24 protein-coding genes are annotated in these 25593 nt (G+C 50.0%); 5 read left to right on the plus strand and 19 right to left on the minus strand.

Annotated features, from left to right (window positions below):
* Positions 1–102: 102 nt before the first annotated feature.
* On the minus strand, positions 103–1167 hold the full coding sequence (gene dinB, locus QP938_09300; protein WIO73494.1) for a DNA polymerase IV: 1065 nt from the start codon (positions 1165–1167) through the stop codon (positions 103–105).
* 470 nt (positions 1168–1637) lie between these two features.
* Here dinB and QP938_09305 point away from each other — a divergent pair, with 470 nt between their 5' ends.
* Positions 1638–1928 carry a GIY-YIG nuclease family protein gene (locus QP938_09305; protein ID WIO73495.1) on the plus strand — a complete coding sequence of 97 codons (291 nt, stop codon included), beginning with the start codon at positions 1638–1640 and terminating at the stop codon, positions 1926–1928.
* Positions 1929–2037: 109 nt separating this feature from the next.
* On the opposite strand, the gene QP938_09310 is transcribed toward QP938_09305, so the two are convergent.
* The 13 genes from QP938_09310 to QP938_09370 form a co-directional block, all read right to left on the minus strand.
* Entirely contained in the window at positions 2038–2316 is a 279-nt protein-coding gene (locus tag QP938_09310; protein ID WIO73496.1) for a MoaD/ThiS family protein, read from the minus strand.
* A gap of 5 nt (positions 2317–2321) precedes the next feature.
* Positions 2322–3506: a hypothetical protein gene (locus QP938_09315; GenBank protein WIO73497.1), complete on the minus strand. Its 1185-nt coding sequence runs from the start codon at positions 3504–3506 to the stop codon at positions 2322–2324.
* Positions 3507–3613: 107 nt separating this feature from the next.
* Positions 3614–4903: an FAD-binding oxidoreductase gene (locus QP938_09320; protein WIO73498.1), complete on the minus strand. Its 1290-nt coding sequence runs from the start codon at positions 4901–4903 to the stop codon at positions 3614–3616.
* A gap of 142 nt (positions 4904–5045) precedes the next feature.
* Positions 5046–5663 (minus strand): class I SAM-dependent methyltransferase, encoded by a 618-nt coding sequence (locus tag QP938_09325; GenBank protein ID WIO73499.1) that lies wholly within the window; start codon positions 5661–5663, stop codon positions 5046–5048.
* Between the two features lie 56 nt (positions 5664–5719).
* Positions 5720–6739, minus strand: coding sequence for a hypothetical protein (locus tag QP938_09330; protein ID WIO73500.1), 1020 nt, complete (start codon positions 6737–6739; stop codon positions 5720–5722).
* Between the two features lie 398 nt (positions 6740–7137).
* Positions 7138–7584 (minus strand): DUF3592 domain-containing protein, encoded by a 447-nt coding sequence (locus QP938_09335; protein WIO73501.1) that lies wholly within the window; start codon positions 7582–7584, stop codon positions 7138–7140.
* 84 nt (positions 7585–7668) lie between these two features.
* Positions 7669–7989 carry a hypothetical protein gene (locus QP938_09340; GenBank protein WIO73502.1) on the minus strand — a complete coding sequence of 107 codons (321 nt, stop codon included), beginning with the start codon at positions 7987–7989 and terminating at the stop codon, positions 7669–7671.
* An 81-nt stretch (positions 7990–8070) separates the two neighbouring features.
* Entirely contained in the window at positions 8071–8556 is a 486-nt protein-coding gene (locus QP938_09345; GenBank protein WIO73503.1) for a hypothetical protein, read from the minus strand.
* 423 nt (positions 8557–8979) lie between these two features.
* On the minus strand, positions 8980–9315 hold the full coding sequence (locus QP938_09350) for a hypothetical protein (protein WIO73504.1): 336 nt from the start codon (positions 9313–9315) through the stop codon (positions 8980–8982).
* Positions 9305–10207 carry a hypothetical protein gene (locus tag QP938_09355; protein WIO73505.1) on the minus strand — a complete coding sequence of 301 codons (903 nt, stop codon included), beginning with the start codon at positions 10205–10207 and terminating at the stop codon, positions 9305–9307. Before QP938_09355 ends, QP938_09350 begins: the two co-directional genes overlap by 11 nt.
* Complete coding sequence (locus QP938_09360) at positions 10207–13383, minus strand: efflux RND transporter permease subunit (GenBank protein ID WIO73506.1); 3177 nt, start codon at positions 13381–13383, stop codon at positions 10207–10209. The genes QP938_09355 and QP938_09360 overlap by 1 nt, the downstream gene beginning before the upstream one ends.
* A complete protein-coding gene (locus QP938_09365) occupies positions 13380–14462 on the minus strand; it encodes an efflux RND transporter periplasmic adaptor subunit (protein ID WIO73507.1) in 1083 nt (360 codons plus the stop codon). The genes QP938_09360 and QP938_09365 overlap by 4 nt, the downstream gene beginning before the upstream one ends.
* A gap of 195 nt (positions 14463–14657) precedes the next feature.
* On the minus strand, positions 14658–15329 hold the full coding sequence (locus QP938_09370; GenBank protein WIO73508.1) for a cyclic nucleotide-binding domain-containing protein: 672 nt from the start codon (positions 15327–15329) through the stop codon (positions 14658–14660).
* Positions 15330–15619: 290 nt separating this feature from the next.
* On the opposite strand from QP938_09370, the gene QP938_09375 reads away from it, so the two are divergent.
* Both QP938_09375 and QP938_09380 read left to right on the plus strand, forming a co-directional pair.
* Positions 15620–16888 (plus strand): TonB family protein, encoded by a 1269-nt coding sequence (locus QP938_09375; GenBank protein ID WIO73509.1) that lies wholly within the window; start codon positions 15620–15622, stop codon positions 16886–16888.
* 105 nt (positions 16889–16993) lie between these two features.
* Complete coding sequence (locus QP938_09380; protein ID WIO73510.1) at positions 16994–18454, plus strand: YdiU family protein; 1461 nt, start codon at positions 16994–16996, stop codon at positions 18452–18454.
* A gap of 141 nt (positions 18455–18595) precedes the next feature.
* On the opposite strand, the gene QP938_09385 is transcribed toward QP938_09380, so the two are convergent.
* The 3 genes from QP938_09385 to QP938_09395 are packed head-to-tail and all read right to left on the minus strand — an operon-like array spanning position 18596 to position 21916.
* Positions 18596–19264: a class I SAM-dependent methyltransferase gene (locus QP938_09385; GenBank protein WIO73511.1), complete on the minus strand. Its 669-nt coding sequence runs from the start codon at positions 19262–19264 to the stop codon at positions 18596–18598.
* A gap of 13 nt (positions 19265–19277) precedes the next feature.
* On the minus strand, positions 19278–20840 hold the full coding sequence (locus tag QP938_09390; protein ID WIO73512.1) for a thioredoxin family protein: 1563 nt from the start codon (positions 20838–20840) through the stop codon (positions 19278–19280).
* The gene (locus QP938_09395; protein ID WIO73513.1) at positions 20837–21916 is read right to left on the minus strand and encodes an AI-2E family transporter; all 1080 of its coding nucleotides are present in this window, start codon (positions 21914–21916) and stop codon (positions 20837–20839) included. The genes QP938_09390 and QP938_09395 overlap by 4 nt, the downstream gene beginning before the upstream one ends.
* 109 nt (positions 21917–22025) lie before the next feature.
* Between QP938_09395 and QP938_09400 the strand changes: the two genes are divergently transcribed.
* Both QP938_09400 and QP938_09405 read left to right on the plus strand, forming a co-directional pair.
* A complete protein-coding gene (locus QP938_09400; GenBank protein ID WIO73514.1) occupies positions 22026–23153 on the plus strand; it encodes a histidine decarboxylase in 1128 nt (375 codons plus the stop codon).
* A 2-nt stretch (positions 23154–23155) separates the two neighbouring features.
* Positions 23156–23542: an ACT domain-containing protein gene (locus QP938_09405; protein WIO73515.1), complete on the plus strand. Its 387-nt coding sequence runs from the start codon at positions 23156–23158 to the stop codon at positions 23540–23542.
* A gap of 8 nt (positions 23543–23550) precedes the next feature.
* Here the strand turns inward: QP938_09405 and QP938_09410 are convergent, their stop codons facing one another.
* Positions 23551–23883 carry a hypothetical protein gene (locus tag QP938_09410; protein WIO73516.1) on the minus strand — a complete coding sequence of 111 codons (333 nt, stop codon included), beginning with the start codon at positions 23881–23883 and terminating at the stop codon, positions 23551–23553.
* Positions 23884–23939: 56 nt separating this feature from the next.
* Positions 23940–25466 carry a DASS family sodium-coupled anion symporter gene (locus tag QP938_09415; protein ID WIO73517.1) on the minus strand — a complete coding sequence of 509 codons (1527 nt, stop codon included), beginning with the start codon at positions 25464–25466 and terminating at the stop codon, positions 23940–23942.
* Positions 25467–25593 lie beyond the last annotated feature (127 nt).

Raw genomic sequence — 25593 nt, forward strand, 5'->3', positions numbered from 1 at the left:
CAGCGAGCCGACCCCGTCGGCCAAAATAGCGGCCAGTACAAACCGGCCTGCACATAGTAAAAGTAGCAGGTAATTGGCGGTTTCTCCGCTGGCAAGCCAGGCTTAGTCGCTGAATAGCTCCAACTGGACGCCCATCTGGTCGGAGGCCAGGTCCACAAAGCGCACACCCAGGCCAAGCAGCCTTACCGGTTTATTCCCTCGGGGAAATGCCTCCTCAAGCAGGGCCTGATAACTGGCTTTTGACAGGGTCTTGTCGCAAGCGCGCTCCAGCGTGGTGCTGGTGAAGTCGTTGTATTTGATTTTGACGAATTGCTTGGTTACCAGATAGCTCTCATCTACCCGACGCAACCGGCCTTTCAGCTCCACCAGCAGCGCTGGCAACTGAGCAATACATCCTTCGACATCAGGCAAATCAATGGGGTAAGTGTGCTCGACACTGAGGGATTTTCGACGTCGATGAGGCTTAACCGGGCGATCATCTTCACCGCGACTGAGTTGATACAGGCGCTGCCCGAACACCCCGAACTTTTCCACCAGTTCGGTCAGCGGCAACTGTTGCAAATCACCACAGGTCTGTACTCCGAGTCGATTCAGCTTGGCAGTGGTTACCTTGCCCACCCCGGAGATCTTGTTAACCGGTAATTGTTCGACAAACCCGGCAATATCTTTTGGCGTAATCACAAACTGGCCATTGGGCTTTTTCCAGTCGCTGGCCACCTTAGCCAGAAACTTGTTGGGCGCCACCCCGGCTGATGCGGTTACCCCCACCTCACGATGGATACGCTCACGAATCTCCCGGGCAATCAGCGTAGCGCTGCCATGACAGTGCTCGCTGTCAGATACATCCAGAAACGCTTCATCCAGGGAAAGTGGCTCAACCAGTTCGGTGTAATCAAAAAAGATCCGCCGAATCTGGTGTGCCGCTTCACGGTACTTCTCCATGGTAGGTGGCACCATTACCAGGCCGGGGCACAACCGCTTTGCATGAGCCGTCGCCATCGCCGAGCGCACCCCGTACTCCCGCGCCGGGTAGTTACAGGTGGCAATCACCCCACGACGATCCGACTGACCACCAATAGCGATAGGCAGCGACCGCAACGACGGATCGTCACGCATCTCCACCGACGCGTAAAAGCAATCGCAATCGATATGAATAATCTTGCGCATGAACAACAACTGTATATAAGAACAGTCATTGTCGTACAGATGGAGGTGGGATTCAATCTGCCTCGCCTGTCATCCTGAGCGCAGCGAAGGATCTCTACGGTCAATTAACAATGAGATTCTTCGCTTCGCTCAGAATGACAGTGGCTTTTTTAACTCTCCTATTGGTCCCCCTGAGCACTTGCTCTTGTCACCCTGAGCACTTGCTCTTGTCACCCTGAGCACTTGCCCTTGTCACCCTGTGCATCTACCCTCGTCATCCTGAGCATTTACCCTCGTCATCCTGAGCATTTACCCTCGTCATCCTGAGCGAAGCGAAGGATCTCAATCTTTAATCAACCACGAGATTCTTCACTCCGTTCAGAATGACAATATTCTATAATCTTCCACACTTGTCATCCTGAGCACCCTTCTAGTCATCCTGAGCAAAGCGAAGGATCTCGCACCTCAGGCAAAAACCACACGGAGGTGGTATGGCTGAATTCAAATACTATGTCGTATATATCCTTACTAACAATTCCAATCGGGTTCTCTACACCGGTGTAACCAACAACCTGGAGCGCCGTCTGTACGAGCATCGGTCAAATTTAATCCCTGGCTTTACCTCCAAATACCGGTGCCACAAGCTTGTATATTTTGAAGAAGCATTTTCAATTGAAGCTGCCATAACTCGAGAAAAACAGATTAAAGGCTGGCTCAGATCAAAAAAGATTACATTAATAGAAAGTGTTAATCCCAATTGGGAAGAATTACATAAGCTGTGAGATTCTTCGCTTCGCTCAGAATGACAATGGCTTTTGGCAAACCACCAAATCCCCCCAGCTGTCATCCTGAGCGCAGCGAAGGATCTCTTTCTTTCGAATAAACCACCAATCACCCCCCAGTCAGCGCCTGAAAGATATAAATCGTTCCCCCTTCAGGCACCTGATCTGTCAAAGTCGCCCTATCAACCACTGCCGTCTCATTCACACTGATCAAAACGTGCCTGCGTAAAGCCCCACGCTCATCCAGAATGTAATCGGAAAACCCCGGTGCCAGTTCATTGATTGCATTTAACACCTCGGCAACCGAACCAGCCGGCACCTTGATTTCTTGATCCTGCAATTGCGGAAAATAGCGGTACAGGTGCGATGTCATTTCTACAACTGGCATAGCGACTACCCAAACCGTACCGAGTAAACCGGCGGAAAGTTATTGCCAAGACACTGCCAGCTCTCACCGCGATCTTCCGATAGGTACACATTGCCCGTGGTGGAGCCAAAACAGAGGCAATCCCCGTCCACATCCAACGCATGCCTGAGCACAATATCGTAGGCATTATCCTGCGGCAGGCCATTGCGCAGTGCCTGCCAGGATTCCCCGCCATCATTGGTGCGTGCCACAAATAGGCCGCCATCAATAGCCATACGCTCAGAATCGGCTCTGGCAGGAACCACCCATGCTGTTTTGCCGTCGTTGGCATCCACCGCTACAGGGAACCCGAAATGCACTCCCTGCTCCGGCACACTGACTTTCTTCCAGCTTTTTGCACCATCGCTGCTGTAAAACACCCCGCAGTGGTTTTGCTGCCAGAGGTGATCCGGCTGACCTGGGCAGGCTGCCATAAAATGCGGATCGTGCCCCCACTCAGCTTCCGGGTCGGGTTGATACTCCATCCGCAATCCGCGATTGCGAACTGTCCAGCTCTCACCGCCGTCGTTACTTTCCATCACCCCAACCGTAGACGCCGCCATATACAGATGATTCGGATCGCGAGGGTCAACCACAACAGAATGAATACCCGGCTCAAACACCCCATAGTCGATACTGGCCGGAGTGCCACCCCACTTGTTTTCGCTGGTTGCATCTCCGCTGAACAAGTCCCCCCCACGGCTATCGTGATTCCACAGTGGGCGATTCAACTCCCAGGTGTCGCCGCCGTCATCGCTGACAAACAAACCACCGGGAATAGTACCGGCATAAATGCGTCCAGGCTGGTCACTGCTGCCAAAGGCCAGATTCCAGATTTTATAAACGGTTGCGTCTTTGTATTCAGGTTCCCCTGCAGGTGCCTCGGGATCAAAATCCGGTGTCGGCAGATACTTAACAATATAACGGGCCCCTTCCGGATACTTGAGGGACAACACATCCTCCCAGGTTTTGCCGCCATCACGTGAGCGAGACAACTTCGGCCCCCAATGACCGTGATCCAGCGATGACCACAACGTGCCATCACGCGGATCACGCGCTGCGTAACAGACTGGAATTCCCTCATGCAGAATTGATCGCGGCTGCCACCCCGATCCGTTGCGATCAATAATCACTGTTCCTTTGCGAGTGCCGAGCAGAATACTATTTGCCATTGGGTAACCTCCTGTTTTATTGATTAATTAGGCAGGGCTTGAAATCACTAAAGGAGCTTAGACGGCCGACAAGGGTTTTGCCCGATAGTTACCAGCTACAATAGAACTTATTCCAATTTCTCCGTTATCCAGTCCCGCGCCTGATACCACCAGTAACTCAATTGCGCCATACCAGGACCAAACACACCGCCATTCCAGGGTAATCCCCATGGCTTAAACAGGCGATAATCCTGAGATTGCCCGGTGATTGCTGAGGCGATGATCTCACCAGCAGCGGTGGTCGGTGCCACCCCATGACCACCAAAACCAACGGCGTACCAAACTGCAGGGGAAAGCTCACCAATCTGCACCATTTGATGGCGTGAGTACCCCATCCAGCCATCCCAGGCATAATCGATATTGACGGTTTCCAATTGGGGAAAAACTCTCAACATGTCCCGTTTAAGAATCTCTTTCAGATCATGAGGTTGACGAATGTTTGCACTGATTCGCCCTCCCCACAAAATGCGGGTATCAGCAAGCGGCCGATAATAATCAAAAGCAAATCGCGTATCGTATATGGCGGCTTTTGTAGTCAGCAGCTTGGACAACTCATCCCCCAGAGGCTGAGTCGTCATAACGTAGGTGGATATAGGCAAAATTGAGCGAGCAACTGGCGGGCACAAATCCCCAATATAACCACCGCCTGCTACCACCAGATTCTTACAACGAACCTGTCCTCGCTCCGTAATAACGCATTTCGTAGCCTGGGAGGTATCAATATCGATTACCGGGGAATTCTCAAAGATCGAGCCACCCCCTTTCGATATTTCCCTGGCAATACCACGGGCATAATTCAGCGGATGAAAATGCATTGCATTGGGTTCAAAGAGCCCGCCGTGATATCGATCTGATCGAATTTTTTCGCGCAACTCTTCTGGAGACCAATATTCCCACTCTACCCCCATCTGCTCACGCATAAATGCCTGTTCATCAAACAGTCTTTGCTGATCTTTAAACCAGTTGGCCCAAATCACCCCGGCATCAACCAGATCACAGTCAATATTGAATTTGGCTATTCGCTGGCGAATCAGATTGACCCCCATGATGGTAAAGTCATACAGCTGACGAGCCTTTTTCTCGCCGACCTGCTTTACCAGCGCCCGCGGCCCCAGCGAATATCCGCCAAACACAAACCCGCCATTACGCCCCGAAGCACCCCAGCCAACTCGATGTTGTTCCAGAATGGCAATATCCCTGTGCCCCCGCTCAATCAATCCCAGAGCCGTCATCAAACCGGCAAAGCCGCCACCAATAATGCAGGTTTCTACTTCGATATCTGAATCCAACGAGGGGTATGACTGAACTTCATTCAGCGTCGCGGCGTAGTAGCTGTTTATGTAACCGAGGTCTGACATGGTTAGATGCCTACTCTGAATAAGTTTTCCAGGAACCTCTGATTAAGGAGCCTCTGGCTAGAAGCTGTTTCATAACGTATCGAGCGTAGGTAAGCCACTTTTTAACGCCGTATTACCAAGTGCAGTAGTTATGAAACTGCCTTTAGATCTTTCTGGCGACTATAAATACAGACTCACTACTGGAGCGCCATTCCCGTTCAACACAAAAGCCTGCCGCCTTTAACTTTGCAATAAGTTGATCTTTTGTAAAACGACTGACATAGGGAGCCATCCCCAGAAGCTGCATAGCAGAAATCAACCAGCGAAACCCCCTGTTCACCTCCCCTATAAGCGAGGTACTGGATACAAAAACACCACCTTTTTTCAATAATTGATAAACTTTTTGAATCGCGCCATCAACATCATCCAGCAGATGTAACACATTCAATCCCAAAACAGTATCAAAGCTCTCATCCTGTACATCCAGACTATCCAAAGTACCTTGCTGAAAATGAACATTCCCAACACCAGCTTCGAACGCTTTTTGTTTGGCAATCTCTATCATCTTGCCGGATATATCCGTCGCAACGACATGCTTTACAAAAGGCGCATGATATATTGCCGTTCCACCGCTTCCACAACCGAACTCCAATAACTGGCTATCTGAATTCAAATAGTCCTGAGTGATTTCCAGCTTTTTCTGATAAGTAGCCTGATCTTTGATTGGGGACCGGGAGTATTTTTCTGCCTTTTTGTCCCAGAACGTCTTTGAGTCTTTCATGAGTCTAATTTACCCATCATGTTTATTTTTAAGATGAGACATTAACTACAGGATCCTCAGGCGATCACCACAATGACGCTAAGCGCTACGGCGTAAACGACCAGAATCAGAGCACTTTCAAATCCAATTCGGCCTATTCCATAAGTTTCTCGTCGCACCAATCCCAGCAGCAGTATGGCAGTCATTAGTATGCTCACCAAACCCCAGGTCATCTGAACAGGAGCCATGTCATGGTAGATAGAGCCTTGAGCGTAGCCAGCGTCAGCCGCAGCGACAACGAGCATATTGAAGCAGTTGGTACCGAATATGTTGCTTACAGCCAGGGTTAGCGCACCAATTCGTATCGCTGCGATGGTGGTCACCAGCTCAGGGGAAGAAGTAGCCAGCGCGGTAAACAGGCCGCCGACCAGAGTCTCGGACAGCCCGGCCTGGTCTGCGATGCCTTTAGCCGCCTCCATCAAGATCCAGCCGGCCATACCGGTCACCACAGCCATGGCTATGAATCCAAGCCAAACAACCCCCAAACGGGCACCATGATGCTTTTCCGGCTCATCTAAAACCGTCTGGTGGGTATGCCGGGGAAACCACATGGGCCTTACCCGCGTGCGGTGAACCAATTGCAGACCGAACAGGTACGCAGCAACGATCAATGGCGTTATAGGATGCAAGCCCCACAGGCTGACTCTCGGCGTAAAGACGGCTAGCAGCGGTAAAGTCAGCAATACAATCAGCAATCCCGCCAGCATCAGGTTGATAGGGGAGGCTGCTGCGTGTTCCAGATTCGCTTTACGGTAGACAATATCTGCCACCCCAAGAAAAGCCAGATTCACAGCCATGCTGCCCATAACATTACTCATGGCCAGGTCGGGACGAGCATCCACCGCCGCGCTCAGGGTCGCGGCGAAGTCCGGCAACGAGGTCACCCCAGCAAGAAACAAAACCCCGAAGAGCGCCTCGCCCATGCCGGTTTGAGCGGCCAACGTATCAGCCTGCAATGCCAACCGGCTGCCAGCGATGATAATCACGAGAGTGGCTATGCCAAAGGCAATAATGCTGGGAATCAAGGAAGAAAACACGCAAACCTCTAATGGTTATGACATGCCGACCTGCATATGACCAAAATGATCTCGGCAAAGACTAATGCCTCAAACTCCAGAATAGACTCCCTACAATATAGAGGACAAATCGAGGCTATTCTGGGATGTCTCGCTAGATTGAGGTGTACGTTCTAGCGGGTGAAGTTCACTCCTCGTTAGATTGAGGTGTCCGTTCTAGCGGGTGAAGTTCACCTCTTTAGCTGACTGATTGAACAGCCCACTAAAGTGGTACAAGATCACCGTAGGAGCGGAGTGAACCTGACCGACTTTTTTATAAAGCATAATCAAGTTTCTCCACCATAATTGATACCCCTGCTTAAGGACTTGGCCTGGAATCACCAAACACCGGTAGATACGTTATATTACTCACCATTTCATCAACCTGTTGAAGCCATATTTAGCACCAAACACCATACCCAAAAGAATACAAAATTGGTCACGTGAAACCCATGAAACCCCACCAAAATTGTATTTCTTTCTGGTTTTCTCGGGTTAGATCTTACCTTCACCTTTGGGTACGAACTTGTTGCTTTCCTATAAGCTGACGATACTAAACTTCGAATGCTCCATGAACCCACCCCAAATCCAATACGCTTACCTGCATACGCCCTCCCTTCAACCCAAAAGTTGTACTCTACTCTAGCTTTAAAACTATAGTCACCGTCACAATCCATTAAGACATCAATGCCTGAACTTACAATTTCACCAGCTGCCACAGGCCAAGATTTAGCTGAAAGCAACAATAACAGGGACCATATAGAGTGAATAATGCCACCAACCCCAATGGCCCAAAATACCGGAACGATAATGTGTTCGATGTTCATTTTTCCTATAACTTTACACTTTGGCTCAACCAAAAGGTTGAAGCGGCAGCGAAAAAAAGGTCAACTAAAGCGGCTTTCAACCACTTATTTTATTTCAAGCATCAACTCCATATTCAGTAGATGCAGCATTTCTGCCCCATTGGGTTTAATAATTACAGCTCCCCTTCCTACCTGGCACTGACAAATAATTTTACTCTCTTCTTCCTCGATTCTTTTAAGAAGTCTACGTTCGTTTTGAAGCATACCCCACAGCCAAACCAAATGATCATTGAGAGGAAGTCCTGCTTCCAACTTTGATTGGATGATTACATTACCCTGCTTGATTGATGAGAAAGGTAACTTCGACTGAAGCAGCTCAGCTCTTTCAGGAGATATGACCGAGATAACTACGGCAGCCTTTGTCATAGTCTTCCTTTTACAGTTAACGTCAGTACCACATAGAAAATTTGAGCGAAGCGTAAATTTTGCTTTATGCGCCTACGCTCATCACACATCAACATGTTCTATTCTCCAATGAAAATTCATAACCGCTATATATCCCTTTATGTGGATAAAGATTGACGCGCTCGATTGATCATCTGAATCACATCTATAAAGCCAACGGTTAAGACCCACCCGAAACCCTGAAGCTAAGGAAATGTAATCTTGAATGTGCCATATAAATTGATTAAGTATAAAGTTTGTCTCCTCAGACTCCTGAAATTCCTTTCCCAGGAGAAAATTATGGAATACAAACTCTCGTATTTGTTGTGTTTCAACTTGACTATCAATTTCATTAATTTTCGGATTGGGATCATCAATATAATTCCTGATGGCTTGCAATGGCTCCACTCCTTCAAGATAAATCAAGTCAGCCCAAAATCCATGTCTAAATCCTACTGCATCATTCACATGAGAAACAGCAGACATATAACCATTTAGTTCTGCCACCCAATATTCAATATCTTTTTTTGCGTTTCCTAGTGTCTTCATTAATTTGAACTTAAGCTCATGCTCATAGCTATGTAACGTCTGTTTAAAAGGCCTTTGATCTTAAAATAATCACTGCCTGGTCGCCAGCCTGGGCCACACCATTCTCCAAATAACTCACTGTTTTTAATAGATTTAGATCTATATCAAAATTATTTGATTGGTTACGGACACGTTTCAGCAGGATAGTGACTTATCTCAGAGGAAGAAAATTATGCCGTATGAATACACAGCATCAGGTGGGATGTATTGCTCAGCCACCAATCCCTCGGTATATATTCAAGCACCTGCTTATTGAGCCCATCGAGTGAAAAGATAGATGTTTATTGATAGCGAATCAATAGGAAAAGTGGACTTAGGGAAAGGTTCTTACGATGAATTTCGCCTGCTCAGAAGGTTAGAACTGAGCAGGCACCTGAATAAGTATCAACCTTCCAACGACTCTGCCCAATAAGTATCAAGCAGGAAGCCACCCAGGCAACCAAGAACAAGCCAGAGTGCCGGGCCGCGTTCGGGGATTGTGAGCAGTACCAGGGCAACTGACAGCAATACCAGCAGTGAGACTTTCGGCAGGCGGACTTTCTTATTGGCGGACTCTTTGGTGTCGTAGGGGAATACCATATTTACCAATGGTGCCAAGCCGGCAACCAGTGGCCCTACCCAGTAAATGGCTGGCGCGGTGACCAAAAAATAGGCCGAGGCGCAGACCGCCACGGCGGCCCAAAAGAAAAAGGTGGCTCGAAAAATCAGTTTAAGTGGCATTGACCTGAAACCCTTCTACATCGTGATTAACCGACAATGCTAACACCAGATCCGCTCGGGCAGGTAGATCTTGCTGCATCCAGTGGGTCAGGCGCTCGAAATATTGCACAAAGTGATTAATGTCATCCGGTGACAGAACTGCCCTGCCCGGCTGCGGATTATCCCGCAGAGGCTGCTCCTGCTGGTTGCGCCAGCGACGTACGGCTTCGATATTCGGTACTTGCAGATAGACCATTGTGTCCAGCCGATTAAACAGATTTGCGTAACCTTCTGCCAAATACCTGTTGATGGCATAACGCCATTTGCCATCGGTATCCTGATCCCGCTCCAGTTGATTGAACGGCTCTAGCAGTTCACTGGCGGGCTGCGGCCTTGCCCCCAGACACCACCCCTCCAATAGAACCAGATCGGGCTTGGCAATGGACTGGCAAGCTTGATTTTCCGGCAGGCGGTCATCACTGGCTTTATCAAAACGGGGAATTGTGGCTGTATCGCCAGCTTTAATGGCATCCAGCACGTTATTGAGCAGATCAATATCGTGGGTTCCCGGTACGCCGCGGGTGGCGAACAGAGGATGGAGGGTAGCTGCCAAATGCTGACGCTGCGCCTTTGTCAGGTAGAAATCATCCAGCGATAAAATCTGTACTGTGTGCCCGGTCTCGGCGTTAATTAATTCGGCGATAAATCGGCTCAGGGTGCTTTTGCCAGCGCCCTGTCCGCCAGAGATACCCACAGTTTGCTGGCCCTGCTTTTTTGCCAAAAAGTCTGCCATCAGCAAAACGGCCAATCGACTTTGGTGAGACAGCGGACTTTTTTGGTGAAAGACTTTCAGCGTCGCAGGCTTCAGAGTTTCCAACAACTCTTCAGCCTGCTTCAGCCAATTGGACTGCATCAGGAGGTAATCCCTTTCGGTTCTTCAGCAGCACCAACACTTTTCTTGCTGGTAAACCAGGTTTTCAGCTGGGTCGGCAATACGATAAGCGCCGGAGTTACCAGCAGGGTCAGCAGCGTGGAGAACACCAGGCCATCTACAATTGCGCTGGCCAGTGGCGTCCACCAGGAGGTAACCGCACCACCGTAAGTGGCGGTCTGGTTAAGAAAGTCGACACTGAATCCATTGGCCAATGGCAGCAGGCCAACCACTGTAGTAACAGTAGTCAGCAATACCGGACGCAGACGCAGCACTGCCGACAGGTGGGCAGCTTCAAACGGATTCATATCCGGGCGCTCGCGGCGCAGATGGTTATAGGTGTCGATCAAGACAATATTGTTGTTAACCACAATACCGGCCAGAGCGATCACACCAACACCGGTCATAATTACACTGAATGCCTGCTGACTAAAAATAAGCCCCAGCAGTACACCTGCGGTGGACATAATTACCGCCGACAGAATCAGGAATGCCTGATAAAAGCTGTTGAACTGCATCACCATCATGATCAACATCAGGAACAACGCCAACATACCGGCGGTAGCCAGAAATTGCTGGGATTCCGCCTGCTCTTCGTTGGCACCGCGGAAGCTCAACTGAACTTCATTGGGAATGGAGATGGTATCCAGCCACTCCTGGATCTCTTTCACTTTGTCATCCGCCAGCACGCCTTCGATGGTATTGGCTTTTACAAATGCCACCTGCTCCAGATCGATGCGGTGAATACGATCGACTTTGCGCTTCGGTTCAATGGTGACAAAACTGGAAATCGGCACTGCACCTTGCGCGGTGGTTACGCGAATATCTTCCAGTGCTGTAAGAGAGCGATCTTCCACCGGATAGCGAACCCGAATATCCACTTCATCCTCAGAGTCATCAGGGCGGTATTCGCCGAGCTTAACTCCGTTGGTGATCATCTGGACAATCTGGCCGATACGGCTGACGTTCACCCCCAGCATGGCGGCCTGGGCGCGATCTACATTGATTTCCCACTCGATACCCGGCTGTGGAGTGGTGTCCTCCACATCACGAAGGCCAGTGATATTTTCCTGTACATAACTGCGAATCATTCGAGCGGTTTCAAACAATTTATCCTGATTTGCAGAGGTCAGCTGCAACTGGATATCGCGACCTGTTGGCGGCCCGCCTTCCACTGCATCGGCAGTGAAGTAAATACCTGCCAGATCATTGGTAGCTTCACGTATGGCGGCAAAAACTTCACGACTGGTGCGTTCACGCTCATTGGCATCTACCAGCTCAATCAGAATCTCGGCAATCTGGTCGCGGTATTTATCGCTGCCATTATCACCAACCCCGGTCCCTCCGCTTGAGGAGTAAACCGCTTTTACCTCGGGAATTTTGCTGATAATAATCTGTTCCACTTCCCGAGTGAGACGCTCACGCTCGGCAACCGACAGATTACCTTTGGCGCGGACAGCGCCCATGCCGTAGTTATTTTCAGTTTCGGTAAAGAACATACTGCCTTGACCAAATGCACCATAGGCCTGAAAAATGCCGATCAGAAGCGTAAATGAAAACACCAAAACCAGCGCAGGATTTTTAACAAACAGGCCAACCAGTCCAGAGTAAGCCTGACCAAACCGGGTCATCTCTTTGGGCCAATCGTTATCCGCATCCGGCTCTGCCAAATCAAATTTGCGATTTTTCTGCACCCTGCCAATCAGGGTTCCCACAATTGGCGCAAAGAAAAGCGCAAACAGCAGCGACCAGACCAGTACAGAGAAAACGGTAACCGGCAAGTACGCCATAAATTCGCCAGTGGTTCCCGGCCACAGCATCAGCGGCAAAAACACCAACAGTGTGGTGGCAGTCGATGAAAGTACCGGCAACAACATTCGCCGCACAGCGACCAGGTAAGATTCTTTAACGGATTTTCCGAGGGTCCGCTGGCGGTCTGCGTATTCCACCACCACGATGGCACCATCAATCAACATACCCAATGCCAGCAGCAGGCCAAACGCCACCATAAAGTTGAATGAGTAACCCAAAAGATTCAGAACGATGGCACTACCCAGCAGGGAAAATGGAATACCAAATCCCACCAGCAGACCGGAGCGAATGCCCAGTGCTGCCACAACAATAATTAGCACCAGAATAACTGCAGTAAGAATATTGCCCGACAGTTCTGAAATCATTTGATAGCTGAATTCAGAACGGTCAAATACATAAATAATATCGACACCTGCAGGCAGTTCTGCACGGCCTTCGTCGATAACTGCTTTAACTGCCTCAGCGGTATCAATTTCGTTGAATTTATCGCGCTTGGATACGGTAAGAGCGATTGTGGATTTGCCATTGATATGGCTGAATCCAGTGGCATCTTTAAAGGTGCGTCGTACCTCTGCTACATCCCCGAGCGTCACAACGCCCTTCTCGTCATAACGCAGCGGCAGGTTGTAAATATCTTCACGATCTTCAATCAGTGCCGGAACTTTTACCCCAAAACGGCCTTGCGCTGCATCGTATTCACCGGCGGGAATCAATCGGTTGTTATCCACCACCGATTGATAAAGCTCTTCGGCGCGCAAGTTGTAGCGTTCCAGTTTGGACTGATCGACAACCGCTTCCACTACCTCCTCGCGGCTACCACTGAGGTTAGCCTCAAGTACACTGGGCAGCGCTTCAATTTTGTCCTGATACTGGCGGGCGATCTGGAACAGCTCCCGCTCCATGACGCCTTTGCCCGAAAAGGTAATTACCAGAGTCGGCTCTTTGGCGGCGGTAGCCTCCTGCACAATAGGCTCTTCGGTATCGGACGGGAATTTCGCCTGGGCGCGATCCACGGCAACACGAACATCCTGCAAGGCAGCGTCGTAATCGCGCTCGATTTCGAACTCGACAAAGGCGGTCGCCGCTCCTTCGTTACCAAAGGTTTGAATCTCTTTAACACCCTCAACCGCTTTAAGCTCTTTTTCCAGCGGCTTGATCAACATTCGCACGGAGTCTTCCGGCGAAATCCCCTCGTGCAATATCGTAACCACCACAAAGGGAGGGTTCACGTTTGGGGCCACTTCAAGGGTCATCATTCGCGTTGAAACGAAACCGGCTACCAGAATAAAAGCCAGAATGGATAGGGTGGCGCGGGAGTGGCTGATCGCCTTATCCAATAATTTCATTGTTTGGTCACCACTCCGGTGTAAGCCTGATCTTCCATTTCCACCCTGACTTCTTCACCGTTAGCGACGTATTCATGGCCAACTGTAATTAAAAGAGCTCGCTCCGGAAGGCCAAGCACCCAAACGCCTTCCGCTTCGTCACCGATTATCTGGATCTGGCGGAAGCTGACTTTGTGATGGTCGGTCAGCACACGAACACCTATCTCCCCCGCATCGCCCAAGGTGAGTAACCCGGAGGGGATGCGCTGAGCAGTCACTTCTTCGAATGGCAATTCCAGTCGCGCTGTCAGTCCTGAGCGGAGGCGATTGTCGGGGTTGGGAATCGATATTTCGACGTTGTAGGTGCGGGTCTGCGGGTCGGCCTGATTACTGATATAGCTGACCTGGCCAGTTACTTCTTCGCCATTAACCAACCACACACGGGCATGACGCCCCATCACAATCTGTTGAACCTTCTGTTCGGAAACCTGGGCAGACACTTTGAGCGGTGAGACTTCGAGAACTTCGGCGCAGACATTGCCTCGATCCATGTAATCACCCACTTCTACTTCACGGCTCTGCAACACACCGGCAAAAGGGGCGCGAATAATGGTGTTCTCTACATCGAGCTGGCGGCGTTCAAGATTTGCCTTGGCCTGCTCCAGGCTCGCCTTGGCTTGAGCAATGGCAACTTCGGATTGATAGCCTTTTTCTTTTAGCTGCAATGCGCCTTTGTATTGAAGCTGTGCTTCAGACAGCGCCGCCTTGGCCTCTACCACCCGCTGGTCGCGCTCTTCCCTGGCCAGTCGGCAAATTACATCACCCTCAGCCACCATGGTGCCTCGCTCGGCGGGTACCTCTACCACACGGCCGGTTACTTCAGCACGCAGAGATACAGCGCGATTGGCCTCGGTGCGGCCCCTGACCATCAACGTGCTTGCATAGGGCCTGGCTTGAAACCAGGCAGCTTTGACGGCAGTCAGCTTATTTTCGCCTTTGGACTCCTGCTCACTGACATCCGGCGCTTTCCACATACCCGCCAGAAACCAGCCAAGAGTTGCAATAAATACCACCAGAGCAGCACGAACGTTTTTACTCACTGAAAAGGCTCCCTTGAATTGATATGTCCATACGCGGAAACCCCACGAACATGGGGCAAATCAAGCCACATGGTAAACCATGACTGGCTTACATGGGGCAGATTTAATCCGTTGTTATTATGGGGTAGCGCATAAAGCCCCCAACTGTCACCAATTGGGGGTTATTGAGGGGTTAACTGAAGGGAAATTGCCAGATCAGGCAGTTGAGTGTTCCGGGACTCTGTTTACGGCTGGCAATGCGCCCAGCTCTTTGTTCAGCTGAATCAACCGCTCTGCCAACAGATTGGCTTGACAGGCAAGGGTCTGCAACTCTTCTTTGCTGCCAGGCTCGCCTTCAAATGCCACCGTTTCATAGGGTGCTTTTGCCAGATTATTAGCAGGGAAGCGCATCCGGTACTGATCGTTTCGCCAGCGGAGGATGTGTACCAGTTGCCGATAAGTCAGGATCTGGGTGTCCACCGATATATCCGGACTCCCCTCAAGGTTGCCAATAACGCCAAAATCAATGGCCAGAACCGTAGCCTGGCGGACATTATCGGGAACTTTCACATAGAGGCCGCGTGGTTTTCCCGTTAGCAGTGCCAGGTCACCAAATACCTCGCCAGCTGTCAGCATACTGATCACGGTTTCCGCCTCCGGATCACTAACCACTTTAAGCGATCCTTTCAGAAGGAAATAAAGCCAGCGATCACGTTCTCCGGCATTGAGTACAATTTCACCTGGCTCAAACCATTGCACATTAGAGTGCTCCAACACGGTCTTATACTGTGCCTCATCACTGGCAGAAATCGCCTGACAGAGAAACAGTGCGTCAATTCGACGTTTTAAATTTGGGTCAACGACGGATGACGCCTTTTTGATTTCCATTAAACCTCCTGAGCTCGATACTGGCCTAAACGTGACAATGGGCACGCTATGTATACCAAATAATAGGCACTACCAAAAAGAAATTGTCTAGCGATTCACATAATGTAATAACAGTAACCACAGCATCGGAACTGAACAACAACAGATCTGTGACCCACTTCTCACTAAATTCACCTTCAAGACTTTCGAATCAGAAGCAATTCGGTTAGGGTTAACCCGATGCGCCTGACAAAGAGCGTAATATTAATAATAAAGCACTAAATAATAATGACAATCGGGGGTATATACGCATGTTACCTACATACCGTAGGGTAATTGCTGTCCTATTCCTTTCGCTGGGTATCGGTACAAACAGCCAGGCACAAGACATGCCGCTTAATGGTGCTGCTGCCTATCAAGACTTGGGCAAGGACCGTTTTTTGGCAGCTTTGTATCTGGAAGCTCCTAGCAATAATGCTGACACCATTCTCGGTAGCTCCTTTGCCAAACGTATGGAGATACGTTTGACCAGTGACTATTCAAAAAGACGCTGGGTGAACTTGTGGATGCAGGGAATGGCGATCAACAACAACAGCAATACATTCAACAAGATGGCCAATGCGCTTGTGGATCTTTTTGCCCAGCAGAAAGGCGGGGTAAGAAGCGGTGACGTGGTGACCATTGATCTGGATCCAGATAAAGGCTGCTCTTATTCCATTAACGGCATAACCCTGGCCAGCGATCAACCAGCCAAGCTGTTTGACCTGTTCCTGAATAGCTGGGTTGGTCAGGTTCCACCCTCCAGCGAGTTTCGCGAAGGCATTTTGGGTAATGTGGATACTTCACTTATGAAGGTGAAGCTTTCACAGATCACCCCCAATGAAGAGCGGATTAGCGCTATTCAAGATTGGCTGTCGCTCGAAGAGGGAAAAGAAGAAGTAGCTGCGGCTGAAGGGTCTGATGGATCAACTACGGCAAAAGCCGATAAAAAGGAAGTTGCCGCAAAGAGCAAGCCGGATGAGTCCAAGGCCGATAAAAAGGTTGCCGCTGCCCCCGCCAAAAAGCCGGAGAAAAGCAAAAAATCCGAAAAGATCGAAGTTGCTGACGCTGGAGTTGTACCAAGCATCAGGTCGATTGTTCCAGAGCATGAGGATGACCCAGTAGCGAAAGCATTACAGGCCAGTGCCGAGCAGTTGGCTGCACACAAGCAGGCAGCTTTAGAAGCTGAACAAGCTCAAAAGCGTGCACTTGAGGAGGAAGAGGATCAGGAAGTTTCCATTGAAATGATCCTGGCCATGCAGGAGTACACCAAGTCGGCAATGAAGCAAGTGTACAAGTCCATCAAGTACCCTAACTCCGCTTTACGCCGCGGTGACGAGGGGCAGGTTCGCCTCAGTGTTCAAGTGGATAGAAATGGTGAACTTGTTAATGTTGAAGCAACTCAGGAGTGTGACCACTCATCGCTGAACCGCGAAGCCATAAGGGCTGTTAAAAAGGCTGCTCCTTTTAACTCCCTGCCGGAAGTGATCACAGACTCACCTCTGGAGCTGACAATTCCAATCAGCTTCCGCCTTCAGTAATTAAAATTGTTTTACCTAAAGCCCGATTGGTTTACCCCAATCGGGCTTTTTATTTGCCTGAATCCTGGTCTGTTACAATGACACCTCTGCACATTGAGAATAGTCATGACCCGATTCACCCAGCTGGTTCAAGCACCGAGATTTCAACTTCTCGGGAATAAATTCTTCTCACTGGTTAACCCGCAAGGTTTACCGGGTGCAAAGCTGGTGTGTGCATCGTCTAAAGCGGCCGAACTGCTGGGAATTGAACAGGCTGACCTGCTCAGTGATGAGTTTTTGCAGCTGGCCAGTGGCAATGCCAGATTCTCAAATTCAGAGCCTTTGGCCATGGTGTACAGCGGCCACCAGTTCGGTGTGTATGTTCCGCAGTTAGGCGATGGCAGAGCATTGATCCTGGCGGATATTAATGGCGTAAACGATAAGTGGGAACTCCAACTGAAGGGAGCAGGCAAAACCCCCTACTCCCGATTTGGTGATGGCCGTGCAGTTCTGCGCTCAACCATTCGGGAATATCTGTGCAGCGAAGCGATGGCCGGTTTGGGCATTCCCACTACCCGAGCCCTTTCCATTACCACTGGCGACCTGCCGGTGCAGAGGGAAACCGTGGAGCCAGGGGCAATCCTGATTCGGCTGGCGCGAAGCCATGTGCGCTTTGGCAGCTTTGAATATTTTCACTACACCGGTCAGTACGATCAGGTTAAAAAGCTTGCCAATTTTGTTATTGAACATCACCACCCGGATTTAGCCGGGAAAGAAAATTGCTATTCCGAGTTTCTACGTCGAGTGGTTATCGCCACCGCCGAACTGATCGCCAACTGGCAGGCAGTGGGTTTTGCCCACGGAGTAATGAATACCGACAACATGTCAATTCTGGGAGACACCCTGGACTACGGGCCGTTTGGCTTTCTGGATGCCTATCAACCCAATCATATTTGCAACCACTCCGACGACCGCGGGCGTTATTCGTTTCGCAACCAGCCGGCTATTGGATTATGGAATTGCAATGCTCTGGCTCACGCGCTGTCCAGTTTGATCGAATCGGAACAACTGAAGAGTGCCCTGGAAGCTTACGAGCCACACTTCCTCAATAGGTTGGCCGAATTAATGTCTGCAAAATTGGGACTGGCCGAGATGCAACCAAACGACGGCCAGTTAATTGATGATTTGCTGGGCATTATGGCGAGCAATGAAGTGGACTATACGGTGTTCTTCCGCCGACTCTGTAATTTTGTGCCCAACTCTGAAAACCCCGATCTCGAAGAGTTATTTATTAATTCCACAGAGTTTACAGACTGGGCTACTCGATACACCAAACGACTGGAAACTGAGCCAAAATCAGTTGAAGAACGCACGGCACAAATGAAAACAGTTAATCCGAAATTTGTGCTGCGCAACTACATGGCGGAAAGCGCCATTCGCAAAGCGGAAGATGACGGTGATTACAGCGAAATTGAAAGCTTGACCGAACTGCTCGCCTCGCCATTTGACGAGCACCCAAATATGGAGCACTACGCCGGATTACCTCCGGAGTGGAGTCAGGAAATTGCCGTAAGCTGCTCATCCTGACTAGAAGCTTTTTGATAACTACTGCACTTGGTAATACAGCGTTAAAAAGTGGCTCAAAATGCTCATTTACTTTAGTAAACTCCGCTTTTTCGCCTCTTTTTGCCTTGTCTTACCTGCGTTCGTTACGCTATCAAACAGCTTCTAGGAACCACGCTTGCGTGCCAGCGTTAACCCATCCCCCACTGGCAACATGCTGATATCTACTCGGCTATCACTTTGTAATTGAGCATTAAAGGCACGAATCGCCACAGTGTCTTCGTCCTGAATGCTGTCATCGATTACCGAACCGCTCCACAACACATTATCCACGGCGATCACACCGCCAGGCTTCAGCAACTCCAGGCATAAATCAAAATATTGCTGATAGTTGGTTTTATCCGCATCGATAAATGCAAAATCAAATTCGCCAGCCCTGCCTGAATCCAGCAACGCTTGCAGCGTTTCTGTTGCCGGTGCCAGTCGCAAATCTATTTTGTCGGCCACACCCGCTGTTTGCCAGTAACGTCTGGCTATGTCGGTGTATTCCTCGCTGATATCACAGGCGATAATCTCGCCATCGTCTGGCAACTCATGGGCAACCACCAGCGCACTGTAGCCAGTAAACACCCCCACCTCAATGGTGCAGCGAGCGCCGAGAATTCCAGTGAGCATTGCCATAAACTGGCCCTGCTCGGGAGAAATCTGCATTCTCGCCATCGGCAGTTTGGCGGTCTCGTCACGCAGAGCCTTGAGTAATTCCGACTCCCGCAGAGACTGTTTACACAAATACTGGTAGAGGTCGTCCGTCAAATTCAGCGTTCTATTGCTCATGCCCGTTCCTGTTTTATGCCTCTTTTGAGTGCAAAAAGCTGCAGTCAGCATTTTGCGCGTCACAGATGGATTTCAATGTCGTTTGAAATTGTCGCCAAACCCCCTGCCGTTCAGGTTTTCCTTCAGCCCATGCTTCCAATGCGGTATTCAGGCGAATCATGCGTCCTCGAGTACGACCAAAAACGGAGGATTTGGCAGTGGCCATCTCTTCCAACAGCTGGTGTTGGGCGCCATCTATTAATTCAATGTTAACCGGAGCACCTTTGATTAAATTCAACAGGTGATTGGTACCCCACTGACTGCGGGTTGCAGCACCAACGGCACTATCCCAGGCCTTGCGGGACCAGTTCATTCCGTTTTCATAATCGCCTTTCTTCATGGCTCTGTAGGAGAGCATCGACATGAAATAATAAGGTGCTTCGGACTTCTCTACTTCCGCCATCAGCAATGCAGTGGATTCATCCTCAAGACCGGCATCATCCAGCAGATAGGATGCTGATGAAATGACCGATTGGCGCTGGTAATGTGTGGTTGCGCGTTTATCTTCTTCGGCCACGGCGGCCCTTACCTCGTCTATCAGCACCTCCGGCAGTGGCGTATGAGGATCGTTGGCTTTTTCAATAGCGATTTTTGCGGAAACCAGTGACAACCTTTCGGTGGCCGAAAGTAATTCCGGATCACCCATCCGTTGCAAACGTGCTACCAGGTTCACCAGTAATTTGAATCGCTCCTGCCCATCTCCAGCTGTAAGTGCCCTCAACTGTTCGGAGGAAAGTGAAGTTAACAACGACAGATTGGCACGACTCATGGCTTCATCATTGATCACTCGATGAAGTGCATCAATGTACTGCTGACCACTGCCCAGCGGGTTTTTCAGCCACTCCAACATGGCCAGCAGCTTCAGGCGGGTAGCATCTGCCTGCAAGTCATCCGGACAGGCTGATGCCAATTGTTCAAATGTCACTAATGGGTCTCGCGCTTCCAGCACCTTACCTGAGTCCTGATCCCAGGCGTACCAGGCCAGTTGATGCCACTGTTCACTGCTAATGGTGTCACCACGGAGCACCGCATTCATACTGTCTGCAACGGTTTGATCGGATTTCAACACCAATTCCAGCAGTTGCCGGTAATCTTCTGGCGGCGTGCCTCCGGGAATTCGAGTGACTTCCTCACCCCCTGGATTGAACAGTAGCACTGTGGGATAACCGGCAATGGCAAACTGATCGCCGTATTGCTGGGCGCGTTCGGTATCGCCATCCAGATAAACCGATACAAACTGATTGGTTGTATCTATAAATTCCGGCTCCTGAAATACTGTCGCTTTCAATACGTTGCATGGCGGGCACCAAACCGCCCCCCAGTATAAAAACAGTGGTTTACCGGTCGCCTGCGCTTCGGCAAACGCCTGATCGACACTGCCCTGATACCAGTTAATACCTGCGCTGTGCTGTTCAGTTTTTACCTGTTCCGGCTTTATCTCCTGAGGCTTTTCCAGTGGCGTCTGTTCCACTCGCTGATTACAGCCGGTCAGTACCATAGCCGGGAAAATAAGCCCGGCCAGTAATCTGTTTTTCACGCTTTTTCCTCCTCGCCAGATTCCACCGACACAACGACGCTCGACTCTCCTGCCCCCAGCATGGTGCCAATCCATTGAGTACTGGGGTTACTTTCCAGCGCAATCTTTACCATGATGGTTAACGGTATCGACAGCAACATTCCCACAGGGCCAAGTACCCAGCCCCAGAACACCAATGACAGAAACACGATCAACGGCGACAGGTTCAACCCCCTGCCCATCACTCGCGGTTCAATACCATTACCGACTATGCCGTTAATCAACACATAACCGATGGCTACCCACAGGGCATAGATTGGCCCAAGCCCAGGCTGTACCAATGCCAGCAATACGGGTGGCAGGGCTGCAAGAATAGACCCCACTGTGGGCACAAAGTTGAGCAAAAATGCCATCAGCGCCCACATCACCGCGTAATCCACACCAAGACTTACCAGCAGGATATAAGCCAATACCCCGGTCAGCAGGCTGATCAGGGCTTTCAGGCCCATATAATTGTTAACCGCCTTATTGAAGCTCTCCATCGCATTCAACGCGGCACGATCACCACCCCGTGCCTGCACCAGCTTGGTGGCGAAACCCGCCTCTTCCGCGAGAATGAATACGACGGTCAGAATAATCATCAGCGCGTTGGTCATGGTATTGCCAAAGCTGGCAAGCACTGTACCCACCACCTTCATGGCCTGGGCCGGGTTGAAAATCTGGCGAATATGCTCGGCATCGGTTTCCAGTCCAATCTTGTTGAGCCAGGGGATAACACTATCCAGCATCTGGGTTAACGCCAGCTGGTAGACCGGCATATCCTCACCGAAACGCTGAATGGAGCCACCAACCACCGCACCCAGCAGTACTACCGCCAAAACCACCATCAGAATAATCACTACTATCGCCAGCGATGACGGAATCCGCCTAGCCTGTAACCAACTGAGCAGTGGTGAGCAGAGCATGGCAATAAAAACAGAGAGAAGAAATGGCACCAGCAATGTCTGGGCCTGCTTCATTCCCGCCACAACGACAACAAATGCCGCCGCAAGCAGTAAAAATCGAGCAACCGGAGAAAAGGTTTCATTTGTGGTCATACCTGACACCTTCGTTATTCAAGTTTATTGTCTACAGATCCGAGCTGGAGTCGCTTACCGCCCTGAGGTAAAATCCGCGCCCCCTAACCTACCAAAATCAGGCGCAGTCATGCTATCACGTACAGATCAGACCCGTTTGTCTTCTTTCTTTGAACGGGTTAAAAGTCTCACTGACGACTATCTCGGATACCCCGTTAGTAAAGATTTTGATTACAGTGAACTGATACCGTTTCTGCAGGTACCCCTGAACAATCTTGGCGATCCGTTTGCAGTGAGCACCTGGAAAGTAGACAGCCGCGAATTTGAACGGGAGGCGCTGGGCTTCTTTGCAGACCTGCTGCGCGCGCCCAAAGATAACTGGTGGGGTTATATCACCAACGGGGGCACCGAGGGCAACCTGTATGGCCTGTATCTGGCACGGGAACTGTACCCCAATGGTATTGTTTACTTCTCCCAGGATACCCACTACAGCGTCAGCAAGAATTTGCACCTGCTGAACATGAGCCACATCATGATTCGCTCGCAGCCAAATGGCGAAATGGACTATCAGGACCTGAAGGAAACCCTGCGTATTCACCGCGATAAACCGGCGATCATCTTTGCCAATATCGGTACCACCATGACCGAGGCCAAAGATGATATCGGCAAAATTCGTGACATTATCAACGAGTTTGCCATCCCCAACAGCTACATCCACAGCGACGGTGCCCTCTGCGGAGCGATTGCTCCATTCCTGGAACCCAAACCCAATTTCGATTTTGCCGACGGCGCAGACAGTATCTCCATCAGCGGCCACAAATTCATCGGTTCTCCGGTTCCCTGTGGTATTGTTTTGGCGCGCAAAAGCAATGTGGATCGCATCGCACGCTCTATCTCCTATATCGGTAGCCTGGATACCACCATTACCGGCTCCCGCAATGGCCTTTCCCCGCTGTTTGTCTGGTATCAAACCCGTTCATTAGGCATTGAAGGTTTCCGCCGCCGGGTTAATCATTCACTGGCAATGGCCGAGTATACCGAGCAGCAGCTAAAAGCTCTGGGACTTGATGCCTGGCGCAACCCCAATGCCATTACCGTGGTATTCCCGGAAGTGGCAGAATGGGTTAAAGAAAAATGGCAGTTGGCCACCGAACCGGGGCGCACGCATTTAATTTTGATGCCCAATGTCACCAAAGAACAGATCGATCAATTTATTGCCGATGTAAAATCGTCACAGCAAACAGATTCCCAGGAGTAAGCATGAACATTATTTCTGTTGTTACCACTGACCAAATGGGCGCGGTTGCCAAAATTACCGGCCTGCTGTCAGAGCACAATATTGATATTGAATCCATTAACGTGCAGGTAATTGGCGCGGATGGCGTGGTTCACATTACCACCGCACAGAGTCAGGAAGCGCTCGAGGTATTGATTCAGGGAGGCTATCAGGCAATTACCGCCGACGCCCTGTTGATTCGTATTGAAGATGTACCCGGTGCATTGGCCAAAGTCTCGCAAAAACTGGCTGACCAAAATATTAATATTCGCTCCATGACCATGATGCAGCGCAATATGGGTTACAACCTGGTGGCAATCTCCACAGATAACAATGCAAAAGCCAGCGAACTCCTGGAAGCCATTAACTAACAGCTGGATCAGTTATCGGCGGGGCTTTTCAGTTCTGACAACAATTCGGCCAGCTCTTTGAGCCCCTGTGCCGTAAACAGACTGCGCCCGCCGATAAATTCCCGTTCGGAAATATCTTCACAAAGCTCGCGAATGGCCTCCAACTCGGGGTCATACCGCAATGGCATTCCAATAAATACATCCCAATCACTCTGGCTTGCCTGCCCCGCCAGCACCAATTCCAGAAGCCGAATAATATTCACTTTACCGATTCGATACGTCGGCGTGCCCAGCCGCATAAATACACAGAGTACGACGACGACCAAAAGTAATGTGAGAAATAATGTGATCAAAAAGCCCATGGATAACTCACTATTTCCCGGCCTTTAACCACATTCAAATTACAGTACATGTTGTGTTAACCGGGAACAAAACTCAGCTTGAATACCATCGGCGCAAGGTAAACCATCGCCAGGTAAATCAAGCCGATGGAAATAACATTCAACCAGACACCCGCCTTCATCATATCGTGAATTCTCAAACCGTCATAAGCAAAAACAATAGCATTGGGTGGTGTTGCTACCGGCATCATAAAGGCCATGGATGCCGCCAATGCAACCGGTATTGCCAGCATCATTGCATCAAAGCCCAATCCCACAGATACCGCCCCCAGTATTGGCAAAAATGTCGCGGTGGTTGCGGTATTGGAGGTAATCTCGGTAAGAAATACGATCGACGCAGTTGTCGCCAGAATAATCAGGGTGATATCCAGGGCATCCAGCGCTCCCACCATTTCGCCAATTTCCGCAGCAAGCCCGGTACTTTTAAACGCAGCCGCCAAAGCCAGGCCTCCCCCAAACAATAATAAAATCTCCCAGGGAATTCCTCGCGCAGACTCCCACTCAATCGTGAATTTGTTGTATTGAATGGATGCCGGAATTACAAACAGCAATGAAGCAGCGATCAGTGCAATGGACGTATCCGTGAAATTCAGGCCGGTCAGCTCGACAACCCACTTTCGTGTCATCCAGAGCATAGCTGTACAAACAAACACAGTGAGAACCACTTTTTCGCCTCGGGACATTTGCCCCATCTCCTGCAGCTCTCGCTCCACCAGGGCAGCCGCATTGCCCATATCCAGATTGCCCACAGGAAACAGCCATTTGCACAACAGCAACCAGACCACTGGAAGCATAATTAACATCAGTGGCGTTCCCATCATCATCCAGGTAGCGAAATCAATCTGAATGCCGTAGTTATCCGACAAAAAACTGGCCAGTAGTGTATTTGGTGGCGTACCAATCAAGGTTGCCACACCCCCAATGGACGCACTGTAGGCAATGCCCAACATCAGAGCGACACCGAAGCGTCGCACCTTTGACTTATCCTCTACTTTATGAGAAACAAAATCGATCAGAGAGATGCCAACGGTAAACATCATCAGAGCCGTTGCCGTATTGGAGATCCACATGGACAAAAAGGCGGTCGCAACCATAAAACCGCCAATAATACTGCCACTGGAGCTTCCCGCTATTTTTACAACGGACAGCGCAATTCGCTTATGCAACCCCCACCGCTGCATGGCTGCTGCAATCAGGAAACCACCCAAAAACAGGAAAACCAACGGGTTGCCATAATTTGATGACACCGCCTTTTGATCCTCGATTCCCATCAACGGCATCATCGCAATTGGCAGTAATGCGGTAACTGCAATAGGTGTGCATTCCGTCATCCACCAAATCACCATCCAGGCAGTAAGTGCCACCAGCTTCCACGCCTCAGGGGTCAGTGAACCCGGCGCAGGCAGTACTGCAAGAACCAAAGCAACAACTGGCCCCAACAAAATAAATAAAATGCGCTTGCGAGCCATTGGAGGTTCATTGTCGTGAACCTCTACTTCCACTTTTACGGAAACCGATGAGTGCTCTTGTGACTCTGTTGTCATAACCCCACTCTCTTGCAGTTTATGTCGGCACCTTGCCAAAGGTAATTCACGTTCACCTGCTTATTAGGAAAGCAGATTATTTCACCCCCAACAAACCACTCTCTCATTGTGGTCAACAGGTGCACTT

The organism is Porticoccaceae bacterium LTM1 (genome assembly GCA_030252795.1).
In the GTDB taxonomy this organism is placed as follows: Bacteria; Pseudomonadota; Gammaproteobacteria; order Pseudomonadales; family Porticoccaceae; genus SCSIO-12696.

What these genes read in the sequence shown, in the direction of transcription:
- QP938_09335 (WIO73501.1), bottom strand. Translation starts at nt 7,584, where the DNA reads ATGAACATCGAACACATTATCGTTCCGGTATTTTGGGCCATTGGGGTT.
- QP938_09410 (WIO73516.1), bottom strand. Translation starts at nt 23,883, where the DNA reads ATGGGCTTTTTGATCACATTATTTCTCACATTACTTTTGGTCGTCGTC.
- QP938_09325 (WIO73499.1), bottom strand. Translation starts at nt 5,663, where the DNA reads ATGAAAGACTCAAAGACGTTCTGGGACAAAAAGGCAGAAAAATACTCC.
- dinB (WIO73494.1), bottom strand. Translation starts at nt 1,167, where the DNA reads ATGCGCAAGATTATTCATATCGATTGCGATTGCTTTTACGCGTCGGTG.
- QP938_09340 (WIO73502.1), bottom strand. Translation starts at nt 7,989, where the DNA reads ATGACAAAGGCTGCCGTAGTTATCTCGGTCATATCTCCTGAAAGAGCT.
- QP938_09320 (WIO73498.1), bottom strand. Translation starts at nt 4,903, where the DNA reads ATGTCAGACCTCGGTTACATAAACAGCTACTACGCCGCGACGCTGAAT.
- QP938_09370 (WIO73508.1), bottom strand. Translation starts at nt 15,329, where the DNA reads ATGGAAATCAAAAAGGCGTCATCCGTCGTTGACCCAAATTTAAAACGT.
- QP938_09315 (WIO73497.1), bottom strand. Translation starts at nt 3,506, where the DNA reads ATGGCAAATAGTATTCTGCTCGGCACTCGCAAAGGAACAGTGATTATT.
- QP938_09400 (WIO73514.1), top strand. Translation starts at nt 22,026, where the DNA reads ATGCTATCACGTACAGATCAGACCCGTTTGTCTTCTTTCTTTGAACGG.
- QP938_09380 (WIO73510.1), top strand. Translation starts at nt 16,994, where the DNA reads ATGACCCGATTCACCCAGCTGGTTCAAGCACCGAGATTTCAACTTCTC.
- QP938_09395 (WIO73513.1), bottom strand. Translation starts at nt 21,916, where the DNA reads ATGACCACAAATGAAACCTTTTCTCCGGTTGCTCGATTTTTACTGCTT.
- QP938_09415 (WIO73517.1), bottom strand. Translation starts at nt 25,466, where the DNA reads ATGACAACAGAGTCACAAGAGCACTCATCGGTTTCCGTAAAAGTGGAA.
- QP938_09355 (WIO73505.1), bottom strand. Translation starts at nt 10,207, where the DNA reads ATGCAGTCCAATTGGCTGAAGCAGGCTGAAGAGTTGTTGGAAACTCTG.
- QP938_09375 (WIO73509.1), top strand. Translation starts at nt 15,620, where the DNA reads ATGTTACCTACATACCGTAGGGTAATTGCTGTCCTATTCCTTTCGCTG.
- QP938_09360 (WIO73506.1), bottom strand. Translation starts at nt 13,383, where the DNA reads ATGAAATTATTGGATAAGGCGATCAGCCACTCCCGCGCCACCCTATCC.
- QP938_09345 (WIO73503.1), bottom strand. Translation starts at nt 8,556, where the DNA reads ATGAAGACACTAGGAAACGCAAAAAAAGATATTGAATATTGGGTGGCA.
- QP938_09305 (WIO73495.1), top strand. Translation starts at nt 1,638, where the DNA reads ATGGCTGAATTCAAATACTATGTCGTATATATCCTTACTAACAATTCC.
- QP938_09385 (WIO73511.1), bottom strand. Translation starts at nt 19,264, where the DNA reads ATGAGCAATAGAACGCTGAATTTGACGGACGACCTCTACCAGTATTTG.
- QP938_09405 (WIO73515.1), top strand. Translation starts at nt 23,156, where the DNA reads ATGAACATTATTTCTGTTGTTACCACTGACCAAATGGGCGCGGTTGCC.
- QP938_09310 (WIO73496.1), bottom strand. Translation starts at nt 2,316, where the DNA reads ATGCCAGTTGTAGAAATGACATCGCACCTGTACCGCTATTTTCCGCAA.
- QP938_09350 (WIO73504.1), bottom strand. Translation starts at nt 9,315, where the DNA reads ATGCCACTTAAACTGATTTTTCGAGCCACCTTTTTCTTTTGGGCCGCC.